This is a genomic window from Gracilinema caldarium, from assembly GCF_029265695.1.
In the GTDB taxonomy this organism is placed as follows: domain Bacteria; phylum Spirochaetota; class Spirochaetia; order Treponematales; family Breznakiellaceae; genus Gracilinema; species Gracilinema caldarium_A.
The window spans coordinates 1-25701 of the sequence record NZ_JAJUHW010000002.1 but is presented as its reverse complement, the minus strand read 5'-3'; the positions used below and the strand labels follow the sequence as shown (position 1 = coordinate 25701).

26 protein-coding genes and 1 tRNA gene are annotated in these 25701 nt (G+C 49.1%); 10 read left to right on the top strand and 17 right to left on the bottom strand.

Features of this window, described 5'->3' with window-relative positions; genetic code table 11:
- Positions 1-6: 6 nt before the first annotated feature.
- Positions 7-2040, bottom strand: coding sequence for a tetratricopeptide repeat protein (locus tag Q7P68_RS01075; RefSeq protein ID WP_304221713.1), 2034 nt, complete (start codon positions 2038-2040; stop codon positions 7-9).
- Between the two features lie 14 nt (positions 2041-2054).
- A complete protein-coding gene (locus Q7P68_RS01070) occupies positions 2055-2771 on the bottom strand; it encodes a tetratricopeptide repeat protein (RefSeq protein WP_304221710.1) in 717 nt (238 codons plus the stop codon).
- A 116-nt stretch (positions 2772-2887) separates the two neighbouring features.
- Between Q7P68_RS01070 and Q7P68_RS01065 the strand changes: the two genes are divergently transcribed.
- The 3 genes from Q7P68_RS01065 to Q7P68_RS01055 are packed head-to-tail and all read left to right on the top strand — an operon-like array spanning position 2888 to position 5855.
- Positions 2888-4273 carry a tetratricopeptide repeat protein gene (locus tag Q7P68_RS01065; RefSeq protein ID WP_304221708.1) on the top strand — a complete coding sequence of 462 codons (1386 nt, stop codon included), beginning with the start codon at positions 2888-2890 and terminating at the stop codon, positions 4271-4273.
- On the top strand, positions 4270-4944 hold the full coding sequence (locus tag Q7P68_RS01060; protein ID WP_304221706.1) for a metallophosphoesterase: 675 nt from the start codon (positions 4270-4272) through the stop codon (positions 4942-4944). Before Q7P68_RS01065 ends, Q7P68_RS01060 begins: the two co-directional genes overlap by 4 nt.
- Positions 4941-5855, top strand: a complete 915-nt coding sequence (locus tag Q7P68_RS01055) for a transcriptional regulator (RefSeq protein WP_304221704.1) — start codon at positions 4941-4943, stop codon at positions 5853-5855. The genes Q7P68_RS01060 and Q7P68_RS01055 overlap by 4 nt, the downstream gene beginning before the upstream one ends.
- Here the strand turns inward: Q7P68_RS01055 and hslO are convergent.
- Positions 5836-6765 (bottom strand): Hsp33 family molecular chaperone HslO, encoded by a 930-nt coding sequence (gene hslO, locus Q7P68_RS01050; protein ID WP_304221702.1) that lies wholly within the window; start codon positions 6763-6765, stop codon positions 5836-5838. The genes Q7P68_RS01055 and hslO overlap by 20 nt on opposite strands.
- Positions 6766-6824: 59 nt before the next feature.
- Here hslO and Q7P68_RS01045 point away from each other — a divergent pair, with 59 nt between their 5' ends.
- The gene (locus tag Q7P68_RS01045) at positions 6825-7661 is read left to right on the top strand and encodes a M28 family peptidase (protein ID WP_304221700.1); all 837 of its coding nucleotides are present in this window, start codon (positions 6825-6827) and stop codon (positions 7659-7661) included.
- Positions 7662-7670: 9 nt separating this feature from the next.
- Here the strand turns inward: Q7P68_RS01045 and Q7P68_RS01040 are convergent, their stop codons facing one another.
- The 3 genes from Q7P68_RS01040 to Q7P68_RS01030 all read right to left on the bottom strand — a co-directional run bounded on the left by Q7P68_RS01040 (position 7671) and on the right by Q7P68_RS01030 (position 11735).
- On the bottom strand, positions 7671-9521 hold the full coding sequence (locus Q7P68_RS01040; RefSeq protein ID WP_304221698.1) for a methyl-accepting chemotaxis protein: 1851 nt from the start codon (positions 9519-9521) through the stop codon (positions 7671-7673).
- 160 nt (positions 9522-9681) lie between these two features.
- The gene (locus tag Q7P68_RS01035; protein WP_304221696.1) at positions 9682-11244 is read right to left on the bottom strand and encodes a glucose-6-phosphate isomerase; all 1563 of its coding nucleotides are present in this window, start codon (positions 11242-11244) and stop codon (positions 9682-9684) included.
- 17 nt (positions 11245-11261) lie between these two features.
- A complete protein-coding gene (locus Q7P68_RS01030; protein WP_304221694.1) occupies positions 11262-11735 on the bottom strand; it encodes an arginine repressor in 474 nt (157 codons plus the stop codon).
- A gap of 170 nt (positions 11736-11905) precedes the next feature.
- Here Q7P68_RS01030 and Q7P68_RS01025 point away from each other — a divergent pair, with 170 nt between their 5' ends.
- Both Q7P68_RS01025 and Q7P68_RS01020 read left to right on the top strand, forming a co-directional pair.
- A complete protein-coding gene (locus Q7P68_RS01025) occupies positions 11906-13348 on the top strand; it encodes a flagellar assembly protein A (protein ID WP_304221692.1) in 1443 nt (480 codons plus the stop codon).
- A 1-nt stretch (position 13349) separates the two neighbouring features.
- Positions 13350-13883: an NINE protein gene (locus tag Q7P68_RS01020; RefSeq protein WP_304221690.1), complete on the top strand. Its 534-nt coding sequence runs from the start codon at positions 13350-13352 to the stop codon at positions 13881-13883.
- 7 nt (positions 13884-13890) lie between these two features.
- On the opposite strand, the gene Q7P68_RS01015 is transcribed toward Q7P68_RS01020, so the two are convergent.
- Genes Q7P68_RS01015 through Q7P68_RS01000 form a run of 4 tightly spaced genes read right to left on the bottom strand, consistent with a single transcriptional unit; the run spans position 13891 to position 18393 of the window.
- Positions 13891-16350, bottom strand: a complete 2460-nt coding sequence (locus Q7P68_RS01015) for an endonuclease MutS2 (RefSeq protein ID WP_304221688.1) — start codon at positions 16348-16350, stop codon at positions 13891-13893.
- Positions 16350-17291: a ribosome small subunit-dependent GTPase A gene (rsgA, locus tag Q7P68_RS01010; protein ID WP_304221685.1), complete on the bottom strand. Its 942-nt coding sequence runs from the start codon at positions 17289-17291 to the stop codon at positions 16350-16352. Before rsgA ends, Q7P68_RS01015 begins: the two co-directional genes overlap by 1 nt.
- Positions 17288-18103 carry a glutamate racemase gene (gene murI / locus Q7P68_RS01005; RefSeq protein WP_304221682.1) on the bottom strand — a complete coding sequence of 272 codons (816 nt, stop codon included), beginning with the start codon at positions 18101-18103 and terminating at the stop codon, positions 17288-17290. Before murI ends, rsgA begins: the two co-directional genes overlap by 4 nt.
- Complete coding sequence (locus tag Q7P68_RS01000; protein ID WP_304221679.1) at positions 18100-18393, bottom strand: hypothetical protein; 294 nt, start codon at positions 18391-18393, stop codon at positions 18100-18102. The genes murI and Q7P68_RS01000 overlap by 4 nt, the downstream gene beginning before the upstream one ends.
- 76 nt (positions 18394-18469) lie before the next feature.
- Here Q7P68_RS01000 and Q7P68_RS00995 point away from each other — a divergent pair, with 76 nt between their 5' ends.
- Together Q7P68_RS00995 and Q7P68_RS00990 are read left to right on the top strand one after the other, a co-directional pair.
- Positions 18470-19057, top strand: coding sequence for a pentapeptide repeat-containing protein (locus Q7P68_RS00995; protein WP_304221676.1), 588 nt, complete (start codon positions 18470-18472; stop codon positions 19055-19057).
- A 1-nt stretch (position 19058) separates the two neighbouring features.
- Entirely contained in the window at positions 19059-19766 is a 708-nt protein-coding gene (locus Q7P68_RS00990) for an MBL fold metallo-hydrolase (RefSeq protein WP_304221674.1), read from the top strand.
- Positions 19767-19877: 111 nt separating this feature from the next.
- Here Q7P68_RS00990 and Q7P68_RS00985 read toward each other — a convergent pair whose 3' ends face one another.
- Together Q7P68_RS00985 and Q7P68_RS00980 are read right to left on the bottom strand one after the other, a co-directional pair.
- Positions 19878-21605, bottom strand: coding sequence for a hypothetical protein (locus Q7P68_RS00985; RefSeq protein ID WP_304221671.1), 1728 nt, complete (start codon positions 21603-21605; stop codon positions 19878-19880).
- Positions 21606-21617: 12 nt separating this feature from the next.
- On the bottom strand, positions 21618-22397 hold the full coding sequence (locus Q7P68_RS00980) for a DUF4037 domain-containing protein (protein ID WP_304221669.1): 780 nt from the start codon (positions 22395-22397) through the stop codon (positions 21618-21620).
- A gap of 63 nt (positions 22398-22460) precedes the next feature.
- On the opposite strand from Q7P68_RS00980, the gene Q7P68_RS00975 reads away from it, so the two are divergent.
- Both Q7P68_RS00975 and Q7P68_RS00970 read left to right on the top strand, forming a co-directional pair.
- Positions 22461-23036, top strand: a complete 576-nt coding sequence (locus Q7P68_RS00975; RefSeq protein ID WP_304221667.1) for a hypothetical protein — start codon at positions 22461-22463, stop codon at positions 23034-23036.
- Positions 23029-23319, top strand: a complete 291-nt coding sequence (locus tag Q7P68_RS00970) for a DUF167 domain-containing protein (protein ID WP_304221664.1) — start codon at positions 23029-23031, stop codon at positions 23317-23319. Before Q7P68_RS00975 ends, Q7P68_RS00970 begins: the two co-directional genes overlap by 8 nt.
- Here the strand turns inward: Q7P68_RS00970 and Q7P68_RS00965 are convergent.
- The 5 genes from Q7P68_RS00965 to Q7P68_RS00950 form a co-directional block, all read right to left on the bottom strand.
- Positions 23314-23733, bottom strand: coding sequence for a macro domain-containing protein (locus Q7P68_RS00965; protein WP_486187660.1), 420 nt, complete (start codon positions 23731-23733; stop codon positions 23314-23316). The genes Q7P68_RS00970 and Q7P68_RS00965 overlap by 6 nt on opposite strands.
- Positions 23669-23857 carry a macro domain-containing protein gene (locus Q7P68_RS14035; RefSeq protein ID WP_486187659.1) on the bottom strand — a complete coding sequence of 63 codons (189 nt, stop codon included), beginning with the start codon at positions 23855-23857 and terminating at the stop codon, positions 23669-23671. The genes Q7P68_RS00965 and Q7P68_RS14035 overlap by 65 nt, the downstream gene beginning before the upstream one ends.
- A gap of 89 nt (positions 23858-23946) precedes the next feature.
- A tRNA-Lys gene (locus Q7P68_RS00960) sits at positions 23947-24019 on the bottom strand.
- Positions 24020-24110: 91 nt separating this feature from the next.
- Positions 24111-25262 (bottom strand): PorV/PorQ family protein, encoded by a 1152-nt coding sequence (locus Q7P68_RS00955; RefSeq protein ID WP_304221662.1) that lies wholly within the window; start codon positions 25260-25262, stop codon positions 24111-24113.
- 15 nt (positions 25263-25277) lie between these two features.
- Positions 25278-25701, bottom strand: a 424-nt coding sequence (locus Q7P68_RS00950; protein ID WP_304221660.1) for a hypothetical protein, incomplete at its 5' end; no start/stop codon positions are given.

Genomic DNA, 25701 nt, shown 5'->3' with positions numbered 1-25701 from the left:
ATCCGTTTACAATCCTGCGAGTATTTTTTCTGCTTCGGCCCTTCGTTCATAAGAAGGATTCCGCCGTACCAAATCAGAAAGCCGCTGTTTAGCATTGGCCCCATCGCCAAGACTGGCATAGGTTTTACCTAATTCAAAGAGAGCATCCCAGTTGTTCGGTTCAAGTTTAATAAGTTCAACATAGGTATCCCGGGCCTTATCGAGCCGTCCCGATCCTACATAAGCTCGAGCTAGGTTTATCCGTGCAATTCCATTTTTCGGTTCCACAAGAAGAGCCTTTTCATAATGTTCGATACTCTTATCCCACAGTTCCTTCCGTGCATAGGCTGAACCCAGATTGTTGTTTACCTCAAAGGACTTGGGATCCACCCCATAAGCTTCTAAGAGATAATCGAGGGCCTTATCGGGGAAGCCCCCTGCAAGATAGATGGCCCCCAGGTTTATTCGGGGCTTAATGTATTTTTTATCCAGCACAGCGGCCCTGATATAGGCGGTAATAGCGCCGTCGGTATCGTTGTTTGCCTCCAGTGCCTGTCCCAATGTATATTGATAAACCGCATTCGACTCCGCGCCTTCCACTGCTTTTCTGGCAAATTGCAGAGCCTCTGCAGTCTTATTCAAAGAAAGCTTTACGATAGCCATGTTGTAATTGGTCTGGGGATCCTGTCCATTGAGAAGCAAGGCCTTTGCAAAGGATTGTTCAGCCGCCGCATTGTTCCCCATGGCACTCTGGACTGCCCCCAGTTCACGGAGAGAAGCCACATCATCCGGCGCATATTTTAGGGCCGTCGTAAAGGCATCTACCGCACCCTTATTGTCCCCCTTCTGAGCAAGAATCCGGCCGATTTCACGGTGAGCCAGAGCATAATCAGGCTTTAACGCCACAGCTCGTCTGTAAGCCTGCAAGGCTTCGTCGCTCTTGCCGAGGACCCGCAGGGTCCCTCCCAAATTGTACCAGGCAGGTTCAAAATCGCTTTTTAAGGCTGTAGTAGTTTCAAAAGCCTGGCGGGCTTCGGCAAATTTACGGGCATTAAAATAAGCTTTGCCAAGTTCAAAAGAATAGAGGTAATTTTTGGGGTCCAGCCGGTTTGCTTCCTTAAGCTCCGTAACTGCGTTGTCCCATTGTCTCAGATCTGAGTTAATTTTGCCCAGTGTGTAATGGGGCATAGCCTGGGTTGGATCGGCTTTAATCGAATCCCTCGCATAGCGGATAGCATCCTTTAAGGCCTGCTGCCCCGCTTCACTGTCCCGGTCCTTGGTAAATCCTTCATAATAGGCATCGGCCACTTCAGCCAATTTCTGGGATTGGAACCGGTTTTCTCCCTCAGGTATCCTCGATAATGCATCGGTGAAGACCTGCTGGGCAGTCCCGTAGTCTTTTTTCTGCAGAGCGCTGCGGCCCTGGGCAATCATGTCATTGATAAGTCTCAGCCTATCCTGCAGTTCCTTAGACTTTTTTGCCAGTTCTTCTTCCTGGGCCTTCTTGCGGGCCGCCTCTGCTTCTTCCTGAGCCTTTTTCTCTGCCGCTGCGGCAGCAGCGGCAGCGGCGGCTTCGGCTTTCGCTTTTTCCGCCTCTGCAGCCTTACGCCGTTCTTCTTCAGCCTTCGCCGCCGCCATAGGATCCTGGGCTGGGGCTGTTTTTGCCTGGGAAGCTACTTTGGCGACATTTTCAACTGCCTTGCTGACCTCCTTAAGGGCCGAAGATACAAGCTCCGAATCCTTGCTGTCCTTTCCCGACCCTGCATTAGAAGCGACCTTTCCGGATTCTTTCATCAACTCAAGAACCTTGGTACGCAGTATCCGAGCTTCCTTGTCGGAAGCGTTTTTAATAAGCAGGGTATCCAATAGATCCAGGGCCCGCTGGTATTCGCCGCCATCCACATAGTCCTGCGCGAGGGCAAGAGTATTCCGCCGGGTATTTTCAGCGGAACGCCCGATACCATATATGAGAGCGGCCCCTGCTGCAACAGCAAGCAAGGCCGCCACAATTCCTATCACAATAAACGTGGACTTCTTCCCTTTTTTTTCATCAACCTGCATGAAAACCTCCGCTTTTATTCTAGTATAAACTCGCCATCGTAGGATTGGACCGATTCCGAAGCCGCCTGCAAACCCTTGGTCTCTTCAGATGCAGCCTGCAGGGATGCAGATACTTCTTCCAAAAGCAGTCTGCGGCGCTCTTCCTCCGCCTTTGCCTGGGCTTCTGCTTCCTTTTTTTTCTGTTCCTCCGCAGCAAACTGGGAACGAATAAGCGCAAGCAGCTGTTCAATCTGGGGCCGTTTCGGCGAGGCGGGCTCGAGGGTTAAATAGGTGGTATAATCATTGACCGCTGCCGCAAGATTTCCCGTCTTTATCCGGGCATTGGCCCTATTGAGATAGGCTGAACTATAGGACTCATTTTTTTGAATTGCCAGGGTATAATATTCCTCAGCAAAAGCAGCACTTCCCTTTGAAAAATAGACATTTCCCAGATTATAGGCAACCTGGGCGGCATCCACTCCGCTCCGGTTGAGCAGTTTCTTGTAAAGGGCTATCGCATCATCCCATCGTTTAACCTGCTGGTAGGCAATCCCAAGATACAATGAAGCTTTGATATGTGCTGGATCCTCTGTAATAACCTTTTCCAGCATCGGAATCGCATCCTGGGGTTTATTTCTGAGAAAGGCATCCTCAGCTTTCGCAAAATCAGCAGAACCTTCCTGGGCTATCAGGGGCAGCACATTAAGGAGAAGACAGAATAAAAACCCCTTTATCAGCCAATTCTTTTTCATATATTCCCCCTGAAAGACCGACATTTTTGCAGAACCTACCTGCATGGTTTGACAGGCGAGGCTAAAATAATTACTCTTGTCGTAGATAAGGATACCACAAAGAGGCGGTACGCGTCATGACCATCGTGGTGATTGGCATCATCATTCTCGGTACAGGTATTGGTTTTCTTTCATATTTTCTCATAAAGTCAATTTTTATCCCAAAACGGATAGAGGCCATTGATACGCTCATCAAGCAGGGAAAGGCCCAGACCGCTATTCGAGCGGCCCGATCGCTTATCAGCCAGGATCCACGCAATGCAGATGCCCACTATATGCTTGGCAAGGCATACCTGGCGGATAATAAAAGCGAATTGGCTCTTATGGAATTTAAAACCGTAAATCAAATTGGTGTATTCGGCCCTCATATCCCCGAAAACGAGTTTCGAAAAACGATTGCACAGCTCTTCGTAAAATACAACCAGATCGAAGAAGCCTTAAAAGAATATTTGCTGCTCATCAAAATGGAAGCCTACCAGGCAGAACATTATTATTGGGCAGGGAAGCTCTTTGCAGAACGAAACCGGACAGATATGGCGACCCAATATCTTCGCAAGGCGGTGGAACTGGATCCCCGACATAGCAAAGCCCATTATGAGCTGGGCCTGCTCCTTTACCGGGAAAAACGGCCGATTGAAGCAAAGGCAGAACTGGAAGCAGCGTTAAAACTGCAGGGAGACAATGCTCAGGCCTATTATCTTTTAGGAAAACTGCAAAAAGAAGCCCATGATTATGTGGCAGCCCTCCTGTCTTTCGAAAAAGCGCAACGAGACAGCGACCTTAAAATAAAAGCCCTGGTTGAACGGGGCGGCTGCTATATGAGCATGAACGCCATAGACAAGGCTATCCCTGAGCTCGAACGGGCAATAAAGGCCACAACCGACGAATCAAGCCAGGAAACTCTTTATGCGCGCTATTTCCTTGCCATGTGCTACGAAAAAAATCGAGAACTGGACCTGGCTATAGAACAATGGGAAAAAATATATGCTAAAAAACCCAATTTCAGGGATGTGGCAGAAAAGCTATCCCAATACCAGGAATTCCGCACCGATGATAAGATGAAAGATTATCTTACCTCAGGGCAAAACGAATTTATGGAAATTTGCAAGGCCCTTGTTTCCCAGGGGATGTCCTTACAGGTTCGGGATGTAAGTGAAATCCAGAATGGCTGTGACATTATAGCCGTAGAAAGTGATGCGGCAAAATGGCGCAATGTAAGAAAAATGCCCCGTTTAATCCGGTTCTACCGTAAACCTGAAATGATCGATGACACCCTGGTGAGGCAGCTCATGGAACAGATGAAAAAGCTCAACATGACTCGCTGTGCCATAGTAACCAGTTCTGGCTTTACCCGTGCAGCCCAGGAATTTGCTGATTCCAGGCCGGTAGAGCTTTTTAACAAGGACCAGCTCCAGGAATTGCTGGATAAAACTGATATTTACGGAAATGCAAAAAAATCATGAAAATTCTCTGCATTTCCGACCAGATAGATCCTCTCATCTATAGCAATACTATTAAAGACCGTTTTTCCGATATGGATCTGGTCCTGAGTGCTGGGGATCTGCCTTTGGATTATCTAGAGTTTATTGTTACAACCCTGAATAAACCGCTCTTGTTTGTCTTTGGGAATCACAATCTTAAGGAATTACCCTTTTACAGGCACAGCTTTGAAGATCGATTCCGATTTTACTCTCCCCAGGAAGAACGGGATGCCCTCACATCGGGAGCAATTCATGTGGGCTCTAAAATACACCGGGAAGGGAATCTTATAGTCATGGGATTGGGAGGCTCCCTGAGGTACAACAATGGCCCCAACCAGTTTACAAACCGGCAAATGAATTTTGAGATATTAAAACTTGTTCCTCGGCTTCTCTTTAATAAACTCGTCTACGGACGCTTTTTAGACATACTCCTTACCCATGCACCGCCTCTGGGGATTCATGATAAGGAAGATCCTTGTCACCGGGGCTTTAAGGCCTTTCTCTGGTTTATGCGTCTTTTTAAACCCCGCTTCCTCATACATGGACATATACACCTGTATGACCTGCAGGATGTTCGTACCACCAAATACCATGAAACCCAGGTTATCAACGCATACAGTCATTATATTATCGATACAGGAGCAGCTTCATGAGCGATGACATCCACAGTATTCAGGCATCAGAGGATTTCTCCCGTGCACGCGGCAAAGCGATTCTCTCCAGAATCCAGAATTTTATGAATCCCGACAAGGATAAACTCCTGTCGTTTAACGATGTTAAAGAAATACTGAAACCCAGGAACGAAACATACAAGGGAATGCAGGTTGTTCCCCTGGAACTTATCGTGGGCAGCGAAGGCCGTTACCGGGACTTTAATAAGTATTTTCTTCCCCGTTCGGAGCACCTGCGGCAACGCTGGGAACGGGTAGATATGGCCCGGCTCAAGGATATTATTCTTCCACCCATACAGCTCTATGAAATCGGAGGGGTATATTTTGTTCGGGATGGGAACCACCGTGTTTCCGTAGCCAGGGCTCAGGGCAGCGGCTCAATCGATGCGGAAGTGATAAGCCTTTCCAGCGAAATAAAAATAAGCCCCGATATGACCACTGAACAGCTTAAGCAGGCGGTCATAGATTATGAGAAAAAGCTTTTTTACGAAAAAACCAACTTTTATGAATTAACCGGCTGCGACGATTTGGACTTTTCAGTTCCCGGCCGCTATGATGTCATCTATAATCACATCTTGGTGCATAAATATTATCTCAATGAACATGCCTCAAGCGAAATTTCTTTTTCAGATGCCTTGGTCTCCTGGTATAACAATGTGTACAAACCGATCATCGACATAATCCAGGAAGAACACCTGGATGCCCGCTTCCCCGGAAGAACTCCGAGTGATCTTTATGTCTGGATTGTAAAACACTGGGACTTTCTTAAAAAGAAATACGGGGTTCATTATTCCATGTCGGAGGCGGCTCGGGACTTTACCAGAAAATACGGCAAGGAGCGTTTAAGTCTCTGGGACTACCTGCAGATTTTCTTTAAGCGTTTCTTTGAATAAGCGCGGCTATCTCATCCCTGGCAAACTGGTATCGGCTCCCGCAATTATGGCAGTGAATTTCCATGGGCCAGGGACCGGTGGCCAGCATCTGTTCCAGTTCTCCCCTTTGCATCGCAGCAAGAAATTGCAGGAATCGGTCCCGAGAACAGTCGCAGTAAAACTGAACCGGGTCTTCGTGGATATGGTCAAGCTCAAAGGCCTGGAACCACTCATCTAAAAGATTCTGACGGCTCTTTCCAGAGGCGAACCAGGTTCCCAGGGATGGCATTTCCCGCATTCGGTCCTCCGTATCTTCCATATCCAAGTCCTGAGCGCCGGGCAGGGCCTGAAAAAACAGTCCCCCCGCACCGGAGACACGGCCTTCTTTATCAAAACGGACACTCACGGCAAGAGCGGTTTTAGTTTGCTCAGAACGGAGAAAATATTCGGTTAAATCCTCTGCAATACGTCCGTGTACTAGCTCAATATGACCTGTATAGGGTTCTCCCCGCCCATCATTTCTGATTACGCTTAAGGTGCCGCTCCCTATAAAAGGTTTTAGATCAAAACTCTCAAGGGGTTTATCAATTTTTACGGTATCGTTATAAAGGTAGCCCCGAACCTTTCCATCCCAGGTTGTTTCTGCTGAAAAACCCTTAAGAGGCCCGGAACAGCTCACCTGAAGAGTCAGCTTAGTTCCTTCTTTAATGGTAGTAGAAAGCAGAGCAGCACTAAGCAGGGCCTGCCCGAGGGCTAAACTTTCGATAATCCCCAGATCATGGTTTGCCCGAGCCTGAGCAACAAGTCGCGTACCGGAAACAAGGGCTCCCTTAATGGTCCCCTGCAGCATGGTAAACCGAGTAATTCCATCGGGGCTAATATTATTAAGATGATCCTTCGTTACGGGATCAGAAATAGGCGCAATAATCATGCACAATGGATACCCTTTCCATCCTTTTCAGTCAAGCATGATTATCCTATAATCCAACCATGGATGAACAAGAACACCAGTTTTTTCAGCGGTTCACCGAACCAGGAGCAGATAGGTATGGACTTCTTTGGGGTTTTTTAACCGCCTCCCAATTGGACCCCCAGCCTATTAAGCTTGCCGATTCGCAGCATATTCTTCTCTGTTCACCCCAGGGATGTGGGGATAAAAAAAATCCCCGGGTCCTTGTGGCTCATTATGATTGTGTACCGGGAAGCCCCGGGGCAAACGACAACGGGGCAGCGGTTTTGCAGCTTATTATGGCAGCAAAAGAAATGTATCAGCGAAAAACACCTAACTGGTTCATCCTGTTTACCGGTAAGGAAGAACGGAAACGAGGATCGGCTATTAATTCACAGGGTTCCTATTTGGTTGCCCATGGTTTTAAATCCATCGGATTCGAGAGAGCTCAAGTGTATATTTTTGATGCCTGCGGAAGGGGAAACACGATGATTCTTTCTACCGCTTTGGAGCAGCTTTCCCCTCAGTCGCTGACGCCTACTATGCTTGAACGGATACGGCTTACAAGAAATTTACGTGCCCATGCATTGGATACGGCTCGGAAACTGATGATCAGGCGGCTGCATATCCTGCCGACTCCCTTCTCCGACGATCTTGGGTTTATATCCGCCGGTTTTGCCGCACAGACGATAACAATGCTGCCTGAACAGGAAGCTCAGCTTTTACTTAACAATCCATTCCGCGGGAAAGAGTATCCCCCTGTAACAACCTGGGATCTTATGAACTCCCCTCAGGACCGCCGGGAAACCCTCACAGAAGATGGTTTTGTTATAATACCATCCTTTGCAGCGGCCCTCTGCGAGGACAATCACGTTTAATGAAGCACTTTACGGCTTAATTTTAGTCTGTACGACCAGTGCCCGGTCAGCGGCTTCCTTTTCAGTGATGAAAAAAGATATTTCATCTTCCAGCTGCCGGGACTGGGCTGATAATTCCTCCGCCATAGAGGCCAATTCTTCAGAAGCCGCTGCATTATGCTGGATAACCTGATCGAGCTGCAAAATAGCCTTGTTAATCTGTTCAATGCCGCTGTTCTGCTCACGGCTTGAAGCGCTGATTTCCTGGACTAGTTCAGCAGTCTTTCTGATGTCCGGCACTATCCTGCTGATAACAGCCCCCGCCTCATCGGCGGTTGCAACGCTCTTCTGAGACAGGGCGCTGATTTCCGATGCAGCCTGCTGGCTCCGCTCAGCCAGTTTCCGTACCTCCCCTGCAACAACTGCAAAGCCCTTACCGGACTCGCCGGCCCGGGCTGCCTCTATGGCTGCATTCAGGGCAAGCAGATTCGTCTGCCGAGCAATTTCTTCGATAATGCCTATTTTTTCTGCGATCTGTTTCATCGCCTGCACCGTCCGCTGTACTGCCTCGCCGCCGTTCTGGGCATCCTGTGCGGTTCGTTGTGCTATTGCTTCGGTCTGCATGGAATTATCCGCATTCTGCCGCACTGTGGAATTCATCTGTTCCATGGAACTGGAAATTTCTTCTGCACTAGAGGCCTGTTCCGTAGCCCCCTGGCTCAATTCCTGAGCCGTATTGCTGATTTCCCCGCTGCCAGAAGCCACCTGCTTTGTCGATTCCCTTATACCGCTAATAATCCGTACCAAGTTTTCTTTCATGGTTTCCATAGAGCGGGCTAGATCTCCAATTTCGTCTCCGCGGCGCAAAGATGACTCATCAAGTGTAATATAAAGCCGGCCTTGGGCTATTTCTGAAGCATAATCTGCGGTCCGCAAAATAGGCTTTGTAAAGGACCGGGCGATCACCAGAGTCAACACAAAAGCGACCACAAGACTCAAAAGGCTGACAAACACAAGAAGAGCCCCAAACTGGTACAGAACATCATAAATATCTGAAAGGGGACCAAAGCTCACAATACGCCAGCTTGTCCCAGGAACGACTTTGGATGTGAGATAATAGCCTGTTTTGGTATCTAGGCCGTAAAATTCATCTTTTGAAAGCACATTTTGTTTAAATCTAGAGATAGCAGGAAGATCAAAAATAAGGCCCTTAAGCACCTGCTCACTGTTCTCATGGGTAATAAAAACACCAGCATTGTTAATAAGATAGCTCTTACCATGTTCAGAAATCTTTTTTGAACCAATGATGGTGCTCACCTGGTCTATAACCATATCCAGGCCAATAACCCCCATATCCTTGCCATTAATCTGTTTTATTTTTAAAGCCCCGGTAACCACCAATTTCCCGGTTATAAGATCCAAATAGGGCTCAGTAAAGACAACATCCGTCGCAGCAACTGCCTGCTGGAACCAGGGCCGCGAAGCCTGGTCATAATCTGCCGGTGGTTTCCAGCCTGTGGCTTCATAGACAAAACCGCCATTTTTATAGGGAACCATATCCATAAGGTAAATTGATGAAAGATCCTGGTCTGCTTTTTTTAAGGCCCCCAGCATAGAAACTGCGGTTGGTTCGTTCAGATTCGCATAAGCAAATACGGGTCCAAGATTTTTAAGCAAAGCCCGTTTTACATCCATCCAGGCGGTAATTTCCTGATTTATAAGCCTAATGGTGAGGAGGGATTTATCCTGCAATTCCTGATCCAGGTTGCTTTTAAAAAGGACATTTACCATGGATGAAATTGCCAAGACAACAACGACTAAAAGCAATAAAATTAATCCAATAAGCCGGGTGGCAATACTAATCCGTCGTTTGCGGGTCATAGCGATCCTCCAATATACCTAATTATAAGCCACAGAAATAAAAAGTACAAAAAAAAAAGGACAATCTCTCAAAAAAGAGGGACTGTCCTTTAATTAGGGTAGCTACTTCAAAACTTTTTGAGTTTTGAAAAAACCTTAGTTTTTATAGAACCTAACTTAATTAAATAGAAAGCAGTTCCGCGTAGGCTTCCAGCGCGCTGTCTCCTGAATTTCCGGCCAGCACCTGTTTGGTGAGGACTTTGCCAAGCTGGACACCCTCCTGGTCGAAACTATTGAGGTTCCAAGCAAAACCCTGAAACATAACCTTATTTTCAAAATGTGCAAGCAGGGCTCCCAGGGCCTGCGGAGTGAGCGCTTTACCGTAAATGAGGCTAGAGGGCCGCCCGCCGGGGAATTCCTTGTTTTTATTCTGGTCATCCTTGCCTTTGGCAAAGGCAACTATCTGGGCCGCCAGGTTGGCCTTTAATTTAGTCTGGCTTGTGGACCCGTCTACTTCCACATCATCCTGCCGCTGACTTTCCTCAAAACCAATAAACTGGAGGGGCACAATATCGGTGCCCTGATGGAGGAGCTGGTAAAAAGAATGTTGTCCGTTGGTACCCGGCTCACCGAATACTACCGGGCCAGTTGCATAATTGAGCGGCTCTCCGTTTCGATTAACCCGTTTGCCATTGGATTCCATATCAAGCTGCTGCAAATGGGCCGGGAAACGGGACAGGGCCTGGCTGTAAGGAAGAATCGCCGTAGAAGGATAGCCAAGAGCATTCCGTTCCCAAAGACCAATAAGGGCATCCAGGAGGGCTGGATTTTTTTTAATATCCTTTTCCAGGGCTGATTTATCCGCTTCGTGGGCACCGTCCAGAATGGCAGCGAAGGTCTCGGGGCCGAATGTTAAGGAAAGAATGACTCCCCCTACCGCAGAGGTAGAAGAATAACGTCCCCCGATAAAATCATCAATATAAAAAGAATCAAGATAGTCGCTGTTGTGGGCCAGGGGACTCGTCTCGCTGGTAACCGCAACGAGATGCTTAGCAGGGTCCAGGCCTGCATCTCGCAGTTTTGCCTTAACAAACAGTTCATTTGCCAGAGTTTCCTGGGTTATCCCGCTTTTGGAAACTAATACAAAAAGGGTGCGTTTGAGATTGAGCTGGGAAAGAACCTGGGATGCGTCATCGGGATCCACGTTAGAAATAAAGGCAGCCTTCATTTTGCGTTTCCCATTCCGATCAGCCCAGTTTTCCAAGGCAAGATAGAGCGCCCGGGGCCCCAGGTCAGAACCGCCGATACCTATCTGAACGACCGTATCGAAAGAAGCTTCCCGGTGAATTTTTCGGGCAAATTCGGAAAACCGTTTGAGCTCTCCGGCATAAAACTGGCCCAGATCTCTGCCTTCGTGTAACACCGGTGCACCCAACTGCCCCCGAAGCAGGTGATGAAGCACTTTCCGTTTTTCACCGGTGTTCATCACTTCGCCATTCAATAGCAGCTTATACTTTTCTATCAGTTCCTGTTCGTCTGCTAATTCCTGTAAAACCTGCAGGGTAGCCTCATTAACCGCCTTAGCAGCATAGGAATAGGTAAGGCCGCCGGCCATAGGGACTCGATAAGCCTTAACCCGTTCGGCATTGAGTTCCTTTTTAAAATCAAAAGCTTTTCCTTGTGGAGCCAGGGCAAGCAGCTTTTTATATGCCCCTGCGGCATCGAGATTCTGATACTTTGGCATAGTAACTCCTCATTCTCTCAATCTTCTAGTTCTGGTATTTTTTCCCTCATTTGGGCCATAAAGTCTTCGCCGGTCACACCTTCCCGCAAACAAACAAAAACCGTATTGTCCCGGCCTGCTATTGTTCCCAGTACATCGTCCAAGGCAAGGTTGTCCACCGCCAGGGCGACCGAATCTGAATGGCCGCTGTAGGTCCTGATAACCACCATATTGCCGGACCAATCAATGGAAACATAGCCCCTTAAAAAATCATGAACATAGGTACGCTCGTGCTCCTGCCGGTCGTCTTCTCCAGGCAGGGTATACACGTATCCGTTGTGGCCATCAGAAATCTTACCCACCTTGAGCAGCTTCAGGTCCCTGGAAAGGGTGGCCTGGGTAACCATGAAGCCTTCCTTTTGCAAGTGACCAAGAAGGATTTCCTGAGACTCAATTCGATAGGTTTTTATCAATTTACGAATTGCTTTAAGACGGGCTAGTCGTTCTTTCACCGATTTCTCCGCTTCGTTGCCGAATAATTATACCAATTACCTGTATAAAGATACAATGTTGTCCCTAATTGTGCAAGACCTCTTTACAAATTAAGGAACAACGCAGAAACTCTACAAAGGGTTCCGTTAAAAAAACTGGCCTAAATGCCGATATATTTACTAATAAATCCATGGAACAGGAACGTGATACTAACAAAACCAATCAAAAAACTCAAGTAGAGCCTCAGCAGGCTACCATTACGGGCTTCCATGAAAACGATGGCAAAATTGTTATCAACATAGATGAGTCAAAACTGACTGCCCGCGCAGATTTTTATCCTCCCATAGGAAACGGAAAACCACTTACCCCCGATTATATTGCCTCAATGCTCGATACCCTCCAAATTACCTATGGGGTCAATTGGGACATCATTCAAGATACGGCCCTTGAATGCAATCTTAACCGGAAGGTAATAAAAGATGTTATTATCGCCCAAGGACTAGCTCCGGTAACTGAAATACCAGATTATTTTGAACTCGATGAGACCATTAACACCGCTAATAAGGCCTACCTCAATGGGGCATCGCAAATCGATTATAGAAACATTGCCTCCTATATTGTGGTAAAAAAAGACCAGGTATTGGCCCGGCGAAAGGAACGCGTCCCCGGTGCAGAGGGAAAAAACATACATGGTGAATCTATTCCAGCGCCGGTACAGCGGCCAGAAACCTATTCGGCCGGCAAAAATGTGCTGCAAAAAGATGATGCAATAGTCGCCGCATGTGACGGTCGGCTTGTCATTCAAGAGAGGGTCCTCCAGATTGATGAAATTCTCGAAGTAAAGGGATCGGTAGGTTATGGCACGGGACATATTATTTTTCCTGGAGACGTCATATTAGATGGCAATGTGGCAGATGGTTTTAAGGTGTATTCCGGCGCTTCTATTATTGCGAAGCAAACCTTTGATGCTACCGATGTCATTGCAAAAAAGGATCTCATCGTGGCAGGTGGAATCATCGGCCGGGGACAGAACTCAATTAAGGTTGGAGGAACCGTTAAGGCAAAATTTATCCAGAATTGCCGCCTAGCTGCGAAGGGCACTATTCAGGTAAGTAGTGCGGTGGTCAATTCAACCATCTATACATTTGACATGCTTGATCTGGGCGATAAGGGCAGAGTAATTGGGGGTGAAATTTTTTCCATCCATGGCCTTAAGGCGGCCAGCATTGGCTCTGAAACGGGAAAGACAACCAAGATTCACTGCGGTATTGATTTTTCAGTCCAGCAGGAAATAGACAGGCTGAATGAACAATTTAGGATTCTTACCCAGAAAAATCAAAAAATAAACGAACTGCTTCAGAACCCAGCGTTAGATCAACGCAAAGTTGCGGAGATAAAACAATTTCAGAAACAAATTGAAAAAAACATGACTGATATTTCAACAAAATTGACCGATTTGCTGCCAAAATTAAATGCCGATGAAAACGCTTCGGTTAGCTGCCTTGGGGAAATCGCCAAGGGAACCCTGGTAGAAATTTGCCATGTGGCCCTCTTTATTGACAAACCACTTAAGAAAGTCACCATTCATTTGGATAAAAGCCAAGGAAAACTTGTCTGGGATACAATAAAATGATATGTTTATACCGGAGGATCCGGTGTATAACCTATTCATTGCATACATGCTCTGGTTCATATCCGGCTTTGGAGCCCTGGGATTTCATCGCTTTTATTTAGGTAAAATTCCAACGGGTATTTTGTGGATGTGTACCGGTGGTTTAGGCATGTTTGGCGCTGTCTATGATTTTTTTACCCTTCCCCGTCAGGTTGCAGAAGCAAACCTTAGGGAAGAGATACGGAATGCGGTTCGGGAACCCCATAATCACACCAGGCTGAATAACAACTGGCGTTATGCGGAGGATGCTCAGGCCCGTGTTTTATCGACCGAAAGCACCGAACGCACCATACTAAGGCTTGCCAAACAGAACAAGGGCATTGTCAGCGCCAGCGAGCTAGCTCTGGAAGCGGGGATTTCTATCGAAGAAGCCAAAAAAGCCCTGGAAAAACTGGTCGATCAGGGACATGCAGAATTACGGGTACGCAAATCTGGTACCCTGGTGTATACCTTTCCTGAATTTATGGACACCGATTCACCGCTGGAAGACTTTTAAAGTTGGCTCAACGCTTTAAAAATACCAATGTCTTGCCAAAGCCGCCTTCTTCTGGGCGGGCAAAATAGTAGTCCGCTACGAGGGGATGCTGTTTCAGATACTCGTGAACCCCCCGCTGCAAAATACCATCCCCTTTGCCATGAATGACAGAAAACTCAAAAAGCCCAGAAAGAGCGGCTCCGTCAATCTGCTTCCTCAGGGCTTCCAGGGCATCTTCCAAGCGGTAGCCCCGGATATTAAGTTCCAAACAGGGAGCAGCGGTCTGAACTAAATCCACCTGGGTAAGGACCTGCAGGGGAGCTTTTTTTGGGCTTGCCACCGGCTGGAGCTCCGCCTCGGGCAGCGTCATTTTAACCGAACCAAGTTCTACTACCCAAAATCCTTTTTTTGCCTGCCGTACCAGTACTCCCCGCCGTTTGGATGGTCCATAGTACACTTCTGTTCCCGGAGTAAAGCCTGGTTCTTGATGAGTCTTTCCACTTGATTCCCTGGAGACAGCTTGAGATGTCCTATCCTGTTCCGCCTCAGCCTCGATACGGGCCGCTTCTTCCCGGAGCAGCTGTTCTTCTCTTTCAAGGGAACGGCCCGCATCCTGCACCTGCTGTTCCAGGCTGGAAAGAAAATCCTTTACAGTCAGGGTCTTTTCCCGATTTAGTTCTCCTTCCCGGATTTCGCGAACCAAATTTTCCAAGCGCTTGCGGCTTTCAGAAAGGAGCCGCCGCAGGTCTCCCATTCCTTGCTGCTTCAGTTCCAGTTCCTTTTGGCGCAGCCTCAGTTCCCGCAGATCCGCCTTTCTTCGCTCTTCCCGCAGCTTGCGGACTTCCTGTTCCCGTTCTCGGAATGCCCTGTCCAGTTCCCGATGTTTTTCTTTAAGACCCGCAATGAGTGCCGACACATCGGTCCGCTCTTCATCAAGATAACTGCGGGCCTGGGATATGATAGCCGGGGGTAGGCCGTTTCGCGCGGCAATTTCCAATGCCCGGCTTTCTCCGGGAACACCCATAATGATCCGGTAGGTAGGGGAAAGAGTTTTACTGTCAAAATCTACCGAGGCGTTCTGCACGCCCGGTTTTGAATACCCATAGTTTTTAAGAATACTGTGATGTGTGGTGACCAGCACTCGGCAGCCTGTTTCAATAAAATGATCCAGCAGGGCCATAGCGATGGCACTCCCCTCTTCGGGGTCCGTTCCCGATCCCAGTTCATCTAACAGCACAAGACTTTGCCGTGTCGCCGATCCAAGAATAGAGGCAATATTAGTCATATGGCCAGAAAAGGTAGAAAGGGACTGGCTGATAGACTGTTCATCCCCGATATCCGCATAGACTCCGTCTACCAGGGGCAGCACGGTACCTTCGGCGGCAGGAACCGCAAGGCCGAATTGGTTCATCAGCACAAAAAGCCCTACGGTCTTAAGGCTTACGGTCTTTCCGCCCGTATTGGGCCCCGTAATGATTACCGTTCTGGTATCACTGTCCATAGCAAGATCGATGGGAACGGCCTTGCTGCCTAAAAGAGGATGCCGCCCCTGTCGTATTTGGAGGGGTCCTTCATTGTCCAGACGTAAGTCCTGGGCAAAAACACCGTGGGTTTCCCAGCTGTAACGAGCCCGGGCACGGATCGTTTCGAGATAGATGAGATTCCCGTGAAATTGCAGTACACTTTCCCGATGTACTGCAATGCGGCTTGTGAGTTCCCGCAGGATCCGGGCAATTTCTGCCGCAAGACGCTGTTCCTGGAACACTATTTCGTTGTTTTTTTCAATGATATCTTCCGGTTCTATAAACACTGTTTGGCCCGTACTAGACACCTCATGCACGATGCCCTTAATCCGGCCTTTAAAATTGGCCTTTACAGCAAGCACGATGCGGCCATCCCGCTGTGAAGGCACCTCCGACTGAAGCATTTTCCTGCTTTCTTCGCTCGTGGTGTAGCGGCTTGCAATAGCATCCAGTTCCTTATGGAGGCCCTGCAATTTGCTGCGGATTTCCCGAAGCTCAGGCAGGTCCCGCAGTTCACCGTTTTTATCAACGATGCGAAATATTTCTGTTTCAACCTGGGTGCAATCGGGAATGTCGGAGAGTATCGAAGCAAGCGGGTCCTTATTCTCTGGAGTTTGGGAGCCTCCGCTTTCAGAGGCCCCTTTCAGCCACTGGAGCAGGGATCGCCCCCGTTGGATGAAAAGCCCCAGGGCATAAGCTTCGTCTAGATCGAGGGACAGGCCCTCAATGCGCAGTTTCTCTAAAAGGGGGCCAATAGTCGGCAGGGTCTGCCTTGGTTCTTCCGAAGGCTGCCCATATTTACGGCAGATTGCTTGCACCTGTTCTTTAAGAGATACCACATCCTCCGGCTTTAGCCGCGGAAGATCTGATCTGATAAGCTGAGCGGCCTCTTCGCTGAGTGAGCGATCTGCGAGACGGCTGCGGATTTCTTCAAATTCAAGCAAACGGAGACTTCGTTCATTCATCAATATAACTCTTCTAATTCTTCTTTAAGCCGCAGATAACTTTCGTAACGGTCTTCATGAATAACCCCTGCGGCCACCGCTTCCATAATCTTGCACCCCGGTTCAATGCGGTGGGAACAGGACAGTCCATAGGTACATTGTCCGACCAGGGGAGCAAATTCTCGAAAATAGAGGGCCAAATCACCGGGCTGCACCCCATCGGGCATAAGCCTGCGGACCCCCGGTGTGTCGATGATACGGCCTGAACCAGAAGAGCCTCCAAGCTCAATGAGACGGGACATGGTGGTGGTATGACTGCCCCGCTCATACTTTTCGCAGAGATCTCCGACTTTAAGTCCCGCATGGGGAGCCAGGCGGTTTATGAGACTAGACTTACCCACCCCGGATTGGCCTACAAGAACTACGGTCCTGCCTTTTATAAGGTCTGCAAGCTCTTCAAGACCGGCCCCTGTCACCGCAGAAACAGTGAGAAGCCGATACCCGATGCGTCGGTAGTCTTCGAGCCGTTCATCCACATCATAGTCTCCGTCGTGGAGGTCCCACTTATTCACCACAATGACTGAGGGGATCTGGGATCGTTCGGCCTGCACAAGGACCCGATCCAAAAAACGGGGGCGGAAGGGAGGAGACGCAGGGGTTGTAAGGCAGAAAACCAGATCTACATTAGCCGCCAGCAGCTGGGGAGCCATGCCTTTTTGGTTAAATCGGGTAAAGGCATTTTTGCGTTCCACCAGTTCGGTCACCAGGCCCTTGCCGGGATGCAGGGGATCCAGCTCGATATGGACCCTGTCCCCCGGCGCGAGGGGATTGTAATAGCCTTCTACCCCCTTGAGAACCTTTCCTTTAATGCGGCATTCAATTTCTTCATTACCCGCGCATGGATCTGTATCGGGTCGTACATAAAAAATATTGTTTGATCCCCGTACGATGAGTCCTGTCATTCCCATACCTCAAGGACAAGTCCATAGGTTTTGCTAAAAGCATGCCAGGATTCCGAGACAGCACCGGTGCCGGTTACAGCAAGGATGCCGCTTTCGGATTGGCCGCCTGTAGTTTCCGGAGCCTTTGTTAAGAGGCCGCGGGTTTCAAGAAGCTGCAAAACCCGGCGGGCGACTCCTTCCACAGAATGGAATATGGTAATATCAGGTGTGGCCAGAGCTTGAAATTCATCTAGCAAAAATAAAAAATGGGTGCAGCCTAGCACAATACCATCTACCTGACGCTGTCTAAACCATTCAACCGCAGGCCTTACCATGCGGAGCCGCTCTTCCCGGTTTGCCTTTAAAAGGTCATGTTCCACAAAGGACACCAGTTCAGGAGCTGCACGGCCTATTACTTCGATCTGAGGATTAAACCGCCGTGCCAAATCGTAGATATACGGTTCGCTTATGGTGCGTTCGGTAGCAATAACGCCGATACGGCCTGCTTTGCTAGCCAATACCGCCGGTTTTACCGCCGGAACGGTGCCCACAAAGGATACTTCCGGGAAAGCGGTCCTCAGCACATCAATGGCAGAAATAGTTGCCGTATTGCAAGCAATGACCACCACCGGGGCTTCCCACCGTTCCAGGGCCCGGGCCACAAGCTGCTTGAGCAGTCTTCCCAGTTCTTCTCTGGACTTAGGTCCATACGGAAAATTTGCCCGGTCAGCGATATAGATTCGTGGGATATGAGGCGCTAACTTATAAAAATGCTCACAGTAGGGCAAGCCCCCTACGCCTGAGTCAAGAAAAATAACCGGTTTCTGTTTCATGAAAATAGGGCATCAAAGGCAGATTTTGCCTGCTCCTGGGCAGAGCGCTGGGCCTTTTCTCCTTCAGTTTTTACTTTGAGTTTTGGATTTACCTGGAACCAATCGCAAAAATTTCCCCTTTCCTTGTCCGAGGGCACTTCTGCATTAGGCTCGGTGCAATCGGCCCGGGCACCCGCCAGGTAAAACCTGCAATTTTTACAGCACCGCAGATCCTTGCCGCAGTCAGCACAGCGCAGGGATCGACCTATTGGTTCGGTTTCCAGGATGGGGCTTCCGCAATACCAGCACATAAAGCAATAATACCTTTCGTTGAATAATGGCGCAAGGGCCTTGCAAGAGAGCAGATGAAATCCTATGATTGTTTTCATGTTTACCCTGTATCCCTGCGCTGCAGGCTGCGGAAAACCGTGCTTATCGGGAGCAAAGACCTGCGCTCAGCACAGCGCTAACGCAGATTTAGAGGCCGGCCGGCTTATTCAATACATTCAAAGCCAGACCAGCGTTAAAGACCTGGTATGCAGCGGTCTCCATTTTTCAAGTATTGATTTTTCGCATCGGCGATATTTCGGCTGTAATTTCAGCGGCTGTACTTTTACCCTATGTGTTTTTACCAAATCTTTTTTCAGGATGAACTTTTTCGATTTTTCCCAGTTTTATGAATGTGATTTTTCTAAAACCGATATTCAATTTACATCCTTTGCGGGCTGTACCTTCCAGGATTGTACCTTTGAAGGCTCTGAACTGGTTCACGACAATTTTTCAGGATCCCATATTAAAGAATCAACCTTTAACGATTCAAATCTGTACAATAGCCGTTTTATCAATACAAAGATTCAAGCTTCCGATTTTATCGACTGCAACGTAAAAAAAACCTTTTTTATTGCAAGCAAGCAGGAACAGGTTTCTTTTAAGTCATCCAACACAGCGGAAGCAATTTTTGAAATGGAGCCATAACATGAAGGTATACTTTCACTACTGTCTGTATGGTTTTTCCAATTGTTACATAATAGGAACCGAAGGATCCGGGGCTCATAAAACAAATATACTTCCGCTGGATGCGGGCCTATCACCCAGCGAGAACTCGTCGGATGAGCATTATGGACCTTCTTTTGAGCTCAAGGAAGCCATTATTGTGGATCCCGGCTGCATGGATGAAAAGATTATTGATTTTCTTGAGCAAAACGAATATGCCCTGCGGGGAGTACTGATTACCCATGATCATCAGAACCATGTTCATGGACTGCGGACCTTAAAAAAAATCTACGATGTGCCCGTATATGCCCTTAACCACGAAGTTTGCGAACATAAAACAGTTATGATTAAGGACGGAGATGTTTTCCCCCTCGGACCATTCACGGTAGAAGTTTTCTCCGTTCCCGGACACTCCGCCGATTCGGCGGTGTATAAGGTATCTCATGTGCTGTTCACCGGGGACGCCATGACCGCCGGTCTTATCGGCAGCACCAACAGTTCTTATGGAGCATCCCTAGAGGTGAGCGCCCTCCGCAGCAAAATACTGTCCCTGCCAGGGGACTATGTGGTGCTGCCCGGCCACGGACCGCCTTCCACCCTGGAGGCAGAACGTCGGTTTAACACGGGCTTTGAGCAAAAACCAAGCACCGCTGCCAGTAAGACCCTGGCCTTTATTAAAGAATTTCTATAAGGCCCCTGACCGGAGCTGCTAAGTTTTGCATGGAACTCCTTTCGGAGCCGCGAAGTTTTACCCAGCAGGCATCCCGGAGCTGCCAAGTTTTGCATGGCAGGCCTCAGAGCTCTAGAGGGACCGTTTCGTGATGTTCCAGACGCGGCCCGCTTCAAGGCCCCAGCGCTTGGAAACATAGTCAGAAAAAGCCTTTGCCTCGGCGGTAAAAAGAGCAGCCAGGGCCGGCCATGTGCCGGATGCAGCATCCTTTTCGGGCATACTCTGGAGGTGCTGAGGATATTCGGCAAGCCGTTCCGGCAGGGTTTTTCCAAAATATGGGGCAGCCCCGGCGACCCCCTGCTGGAGGCAGTAGGCCATGAGCTCGTTTTTCATAAGGTAAGCGTCGGCCGTATCATAGCCTCGGTTTCTGAAATAGGCGACCAAAAACTTTTTAGCCACCGGATCAAGATGGGTCCACCGTTCAAGCGCAAAGGCCTGAAAATCGGGGTCTATAAAAAAGAGCCCGTGAAAGGCCTCATGGTCCATAAAAAGCCGGCGCAGATAATCCGCCGATTCCTGTGAAATGGAAATAATAGCCCCCTCCCCTGCGGTATACACCCTGGGGTTTCCATCGGATCCGGCCTTAATAATCCCGTGGGCTAACAGTATCTCCCGAAGCTCCTGTTCTTCACGGTTAAGCGGGAAGTGAGTCTTTTCAGCGGTGGTAAAAAAATCCGCCAGGTCACTGCTCCGGTAATCATGGGCATTCCACCCATGAAGGGAGGCGATCTCCCCGTCCTGGGCAAGGCGGCCCCGGAAACCTGCCTTTTCTACATAAAAAGCAAGGCGCTTAAAAAGCCTGTCCTGCACTTCGTAGGACCGGGTATCAAAAATAAGGATGCTCGGAAAGCGGTCCCACTGAAACACCTCATAGTCCTTGTGCCGCCAAAGCTCCTGCCGGTAATCTAAAATACTCGCCGGGTCAGCCGGGATGGGACTCTCTGGCAGTGGAGACAGGTTAAAGCGGCTAAACACAACAGATGCACCTTCAACAAGCCGGTCTTGGACAGCAGCGACGAGGGGAAAGGGTATTTCGGGCAAAGAACCCGCCATGAGGGACGGCACCGTTTTAGCTTGTACAGAAAATCCTCCGGCACCGGCGCTTCCGATCCGCAGTGAAACCGGTGAGGCAAGGCTTGCAGCGCTCAGATCTAACTTCCACAGGCCCGTTCCTCGGAACTGATCAGGAACGTCGATAGTGACAAGCCCCGCAGTTCGGGATACAAAGGGAGAGCAGGAAAAGGCCCCATCCTTATAATAAAAACCGAACCACAGCGGTTCCAGCGCCATACTTTCTAGCTGTATGCTCACACCAGAATTTTCGTTTTTAAGAGCCTTTTTATAATCCACCCGTATGGCCGAAAAAGATACAGATCCCATCGGTATCGCATATTTCACCTTAAGCAAAGAGGCCATGCCCGGGCCGCCCAGAAATTCCCCAGACAGGGGGAGCTGCCAGCGAATCTGGGATGCTTCGGCTTTAGTGGGATCTTTAAGCAGCGAAAAGAGGGCCGCAGGAGCTTGGCCGCCTGTATTTTTCTGGTTATCTAGTACCACCCTATATGTCAACGCAAGGACATAGTTTGGACCGGGATTCAGGGATTTTTTAAGCTTATATACCAGGCTGTCTCCAGGACGCACAAGACCGGACTTCCCGCGTTGAGACGTTTCCAAGACCAAAGACTTTCCTTCCTGGTCTATGAAGCGAATATCAGCGCTTTCCGCGTCGCTGCAAGCGGAAACTAAGAACAGCACCAATCCAAACACAAAGACGAAAGCCTGCTGATGGCGTCTTCCCATTATGCGTCCGCCTTAAAGGCCTATTATGCTTCTTGCAATAAGCTGGGCCAGGGAGTATTTCCGTTCCGCTGTCATTTCACTGTCGTTGGCCAAAAAACTTTCGAAACGGCCCGCAAATTCGTCGGGCAGCACGGGAAGCTTAATCACCTGTTCATAAAAACCCCGGTGGGAAGGCTCAAACCGGTGGTTAATACAGAACAGCACTTCGCAGGCGTTTTTAATAAAACCCGCAGAAGAAATAAGGTAGTGGAAATTATCCCCCTGAATGAGGGCGGCCCCCAGGTCGCTTAAGAAATGCTCCATTTTAGATTGATGAGCATCCCGCATCTGGTTCCAGAATTCGCTGCTCAGATGCTTAAGCCTGCTTCGGATATCCTGAATCCAGTTTGAATTTTGGTATAAAATGTCACCGTGGGCCAGCCGGTAAAAACCATAGGTGCCCATATCCTTAATAAGCCACAGATGTTCCAGTTGAGAGTCGGCGATAGTTACCAATTCATCAACCTTTTTAATATCCTTATATTCAATACGGACAGGAAAATCCCCTATAAGGAAGCGGTCCTTGTTGGTATGGCTGGAAGTTTCAAAGGCAAGCACATCCTGCCCATAGGCAGCTTGGCGGGATGCAGCATCGGGGACCTTGTCCCGGTAATACACATCGAGAATGAGGGCAAAATAGGGATCCAGCGTGTCCGGCGTGGCAGCCTCGTTCAATGAAATACATTCTATGGTGGGCCAGCTCGATATAGTTCCTACCAGTCTGTCCACAAGGAGCTTGGTCTTATGTTTCATGTTCCGTTCCTTTCTTTACAACGATATAGAATAACTGTATCATGCTTACACTTTTTTGAGAATATGAATTTTGACAATATACACCGCTGGCTCGTACTTGTACCCCACCGGGATAGCCTTGAGCCAATACAGGAACTTAAGCGCCGCCTCTGGCAAGCCGGAATGGGAGGCGTAAAATTGCTGCCATCATTAGCATTCATAGCGCCGGTAGAGGAGCCCGCAAAGCCAGAGCATCTCAAGGCTCTCGCCCGTCTTATCCGAGAGAAAAGCATAGAGCAAGATAGAGCAGCTTATATTGATGGAGGGACGCTCGATCTTTTTAGCCTCCCCGGCGGTCTTGTAGCCCTCGCTTTTCCTTTAATACCTCAGATTTCAGATACCCTGTTTGCTGCATCGGCACATACATACGGCAAGCTCGCTCCATATCAGGGTCCTTCTCCCCTCTTTATTCTCGCGCTGCATGCGGATAGTAACACCCTGGTTCTTGCGCAAAAATTGCAGCAGGAGCTTCCCCCCTTCCGATTTCGCCAGGGAGCGGTGGCGAATTATGCGTTTACCTATACCGGCGGTGAAGACGCGGCGGCAATACGGATTCGCTGGGAACTTGGTAAACCATACTGGATGGCCCATCATGGATAATTGGTACCGCATTCAGGAAAAGACCCTTGTGGTGGACATAAAAGCAGTTCCCGGGGCATCCAAAACCGAAATCGCAGGCATTGCCGAAAACCGGCTCAGAATCCGTATTGCCGCCGCCCCGGAGGACGGTAAGGCAAACGCAGAACTGATAGCGTTTCTTGCTAAAAAAACCGGCATGGCAAAACGGGATATTAGGCTGGTTTTGGGGGAGAAAAACAGGCTTAAAACGGTTGAGCTGCCCCAGGAAGCATTGCAGCCCCTTTTGGCTCTTATTGACTCATAGAAAGACCGACTCTTCTCCGAGCAATGCGGTATAAATATAATAGTTTTCACTCTCATAACAATCAAAGAGAAGCCTTGTCACATGAGAGCAGCGGGGTAATTCCGCTTTTATTGTTTGTACAGCAATTTCAGCAGCCAGCTGTTTTGGAAAACCAAAAATACCGGTGCTGATATTAGGAAACGCAATAGATGTGCAGCCATGACTGTCAGCGAGCAAAAGGCTTTCCCGGTAACAGGAGGCAAGCAGGGCTTCCTCGTTTAATTTTCCGCCGTGCCAGACCGGCCCCACCGTATGAATCACATACTTGCAGGGGAGTTTTCCCGCTCCCGTAATGACCGCATGCCCTGTTTTACAGCCCCCCCTTTGTTTTGTTGATAAGGCGGCACTCTTCGAGCAGGGAAGGACCCGCAGCATAATGGATGGCACCGTCTAGCCCGCCGCCACCGAGGAGAGTTGCATTAGCGGCATTTACAATCGCATCCACATGCAGCTTGGTAATATTCTCGTAGGTGAGCTCGATACTTTTTTTCTCTTTCATGGATAGTCCTCCCCATTGAGTTAAAGAACTTCATCACCCTAAAAATAAAAAGGGGATGTCCTCAACTTGAAGGACATCCCCGCTTAACATGAGCTGCACTGGATTCGAACCAGTGACCCACGCCTTAAAAGGGCGTTGCTCTACCTACTGAGCTAGCAGCCCGTGCTCCGGTACACTACACGAAAGGAGCTTTTTGGTCAATACCTTTCCGCAATTTTTTTTGGTTTCGTCCTTGTGATTGCGAAACGGCGGGCTAATACCTAAAGAGGAGCCCTACATCTACCGCATAGGTGGTCTGTATACCCGGATCGAGTCCCAGTTCTACGCCCCGCATTGCAAAGTCAAGCTGCATGATCGAAAAATCGATGCCGAAGCCTAATGCAGGCAGGGCATCGGAAATACCAGCCCGGAGACTTAAGGCGTCGAGTACGACTACCTCTAGGCCGATCCCAACATTCAGCACCGGGTTCCGGGGAATGAGGGCCCACAGGTCCAGTATATCCCGGTAGTCAGCCATAAGGGTAAGCCGGGAGACATAGCGGTCCAGGAAGGCAAAACGGGGACTATAAGCGATACCCGCATCCAGGCTGGACTTTACCGTATTGTATGTGCCGCTTCCGCTGGCCGCGCCGCCGGTCAGAAAAGACAGGGCAGATGTATAGGGAACCACTAAGACCGGCGAATAGGCATCGTGATACACGAGGGATAGAGAAAGGGTTTTGGCAAATTGATAGAGTACACCCAGGTCTACCCCGACACCTAATACGGTAGTGAACGGCTGGGTATCGAGGGGATTGCCGCTGAATAAATCCGTGACGGTAAGAATAGATGCTGAAAGGGGTAACTGGCCCCGCACAAAGCCCTTCCCCAAAAAACCTGCGTCCAAAAGAGAAGGTCCTTTATTGATAATCCTAAAGGAATAGCCGCCGGTCATAAGAAATTCTTCAGTGGCTTGCACATTGATCGTAGCGCCCAGGGTTGCAGCATCGGCCACCGTCCGGTTAAAGAGACCGAACCCAAGCCCCCGGCCCACCCAGCCAAAGGCTAAAGGCCCTGAAAGGTTTAGCCCCGTTGCAAGACCTCCTGGACCTACTATGCCAGAAATATCGAGGGGACCACCCCCCAAATAATTTACTAAGCTATCGGCAATGTCAAACACAGGGCCATATACGGAGAGGCTAAGTTCCGCCGCACTAAACCCTTCTTGAGCTTCCACAAAACCAGCAGGGTTCGTAAAAAGGGCGGTAAAATCATTGACCAGTGTGCCATGTCGGCCGCCTAAGGCTGCTAGGCGGGCGCTGGGATAATCAAAGGGTTTTTCAGGTAAAGCCGGGAGGCTGTTCGAGAAAAAAAGCGTCATTACACAGAGCGTAGTGAATACGATGATACCCCGTCGTTGTTTCACAAAATGCCTCCTGCCTTACGGTGTTGTGGTTAAGTTGAGACCCGCCAGTATGTCCGCCAAGGGGCCGGTGCCGCCAGACGTGGCGTAGGCTGTTGCAGCAGCTTCCGCGAGGGCTACGGCAAGTGTCTCAGCTTCAGAAGCTGGATCAGAAGCTGGATTAGATGGATCAAAATAAGAAATATAGTCTGCCACACTACCGGAAGCCTGAGCCTCTGCGGCAAGGAGTACAACGGCCGCCATGGCAAGTTCCTCTGGGCTCGCCTGGGAAACAAAGGCATCGAAAGCTTCTATGTCAGAAGGATCGGGAAGTATTGTTGTAAGAGCCGTTGCCGAAGGGGCTAGATTGGAAAGCCCCGCAATAGCATCGGAGATGACGGGTATAATATCACCGCTACCCTGCAGTGTTTCGAGCATGGTGCCCGCGTTGGAAAGCACGGAT

Coding starts and splice junctions, on each gene's coding strand:
- Q7P68_RS00980 (WP_304221669.1), bottom strand. CDS start 22,397: ATGAAACATAAGACCAAGCTCCTTGTGGACAGACTGGTAGGAACTATA.
- Q7P68_RS01040 (WP_304221698.1), bottom strand. CDS start 9,521: ATGACCCGCAAACGACGGATTAGTATTGCCACCCGGCTTATTGGATTA.
- Q7P68_RS00975 (WP_304221667.1), top strand. CDS start 22,461: ATGAATTTTGACAATATACACCGCTGGCTCGTACTTGTACCCCACCGG.
- rsgA (WP_304221685.1), bottom strand. CDS start 17,291: ATGACAGGACTCATCGTACGGGGATCAAACAATATTTTTTATGTACGA.
- Q7P68_RS01020 (WP_304221690.1), top strand. CDS start 13,350: ATGTTTATACCGGAGGATCCGGTGTATAACCTATTCATTGCATACATG.
- Q7P68_RS01060 (WP_304221706.1), top strand. CDS start 4,270: ATGAAAATTCTCTGCATTTCCGACCAGATAGATCCTCTCATCTATAGC.
- Q7P68_RS00995 (WP_304221676.1), top strand. CDS start 18,470: ATGTTTACCCTGTATCCCTGCGCTGCAGGCTGCGGAAAACCGTGCTTA.
- Q7P68_RS00990 (WP_304221674.1), top strand. CDS start 19,059: ATGAAGGTATACTTTCACTACTGTCTGTATGGTTTTTCCAATTGTTAC.
- Q7P68_RS01015 (WP_304221688.1), bottom strand. CDS start 16,350: ATGAATGAACGAAGTCTCCGTTTGCTTGAATTTGAAGAAATCCGCAGC.
- Q7P68_RS01000 (WP_304221679.1), bottom strand. CDS start 18,393: ATGTGCTGGTATTGCGGAAGCCCCATCCTGGAAACCGAACCAATAGGT.
- Q7P68_RS14035 (WP_486187659.1), bottom strand. CDS start 23,857: ATGAAAGAGAAAAAAAGTATCGAGCTCACCTACGAGAATATTACCAAG.
- Q7P68_RS01025 (WP_304221692.1), top strand. CDS start 11,906: ATGGAACAGGAACGTGATACTAACAAAACCAATCAAAAAACTCAAGTA.
- Q7P68_RS01045 (WP_304221700.1), top strand. CDS start 6,825: ATGGATGAACAAGAACACCAGTTTTTTCAGCGGTTCACCGAACCAGGA.
- Q7P68_RS00985 (WP_304221671.1), bottom strand. CDS start 21,605: ATGGGAAGACGCCATCAGCAGGCTTTCGTCTTTGTGTTTGGATTGGTG.
- Q7P68_RS01035 (WP_304221696.1), bottom strand. CDS start 11,244: ATGCCAAAGTATCAGAATCTCGATGCCGCAGGGGCATATAAAAAGCTG.
- Q7P68_RS00965 (WP_486187660.1), bottom strand. CDS start 23,733: ATGCTGCGGGTCCTTCCCTGCTCGAAGAGTGCCGCCTTATCAACAAAA.
- Q7P68_RS01070 (WP_304221710.1), bottom strand. CDS start 2,771: ATGAAAAAGAATTGGCTGATAAAGGGGTTTTTATTCTGTCTTCTCCTT.
- Q7P68_RS01055 (WP_304221704.1), top strand. CDS start 4,941: ATGAGCGATGACATCCACAGTATTCAGGCATCAGAGGATTTCTCCCGT.
- murI (WP_304221682.1), bottom strand. CDS start 18,103: ATGAAACAGAAACCGGTTATTTTTCTTGACTCAGGCGTAGGGGGCTTG.
- Q7P68_RS00970 (WP_304221664.1), top strand. CDS start 23,029: ATGGATAATTGGTACCGCATTCAGGAAAAGACCCTTGTGGTGGACATA.
- Q7P68_RS01065 (WP_304221708.1), top strand. CDS start 2,888: ATGACCATCGTGGTGATTGGCATCATCATTCTCGGTACAGGTATTGGT.
- hslO (WP_304221702.1), bottom strand. CDS start 6,765: ATGATTATTGCGCCTATTTCTGATCCCGTAACGAAGGATCATCTTAAT.
- Q7P68_RS01075 (WP_304221713.1), bottom strand. CDS start 2,040: ATGCAGGTTGATGAAAAAAAAGGGAAGAAGTCCACGTTTATTGTGATA.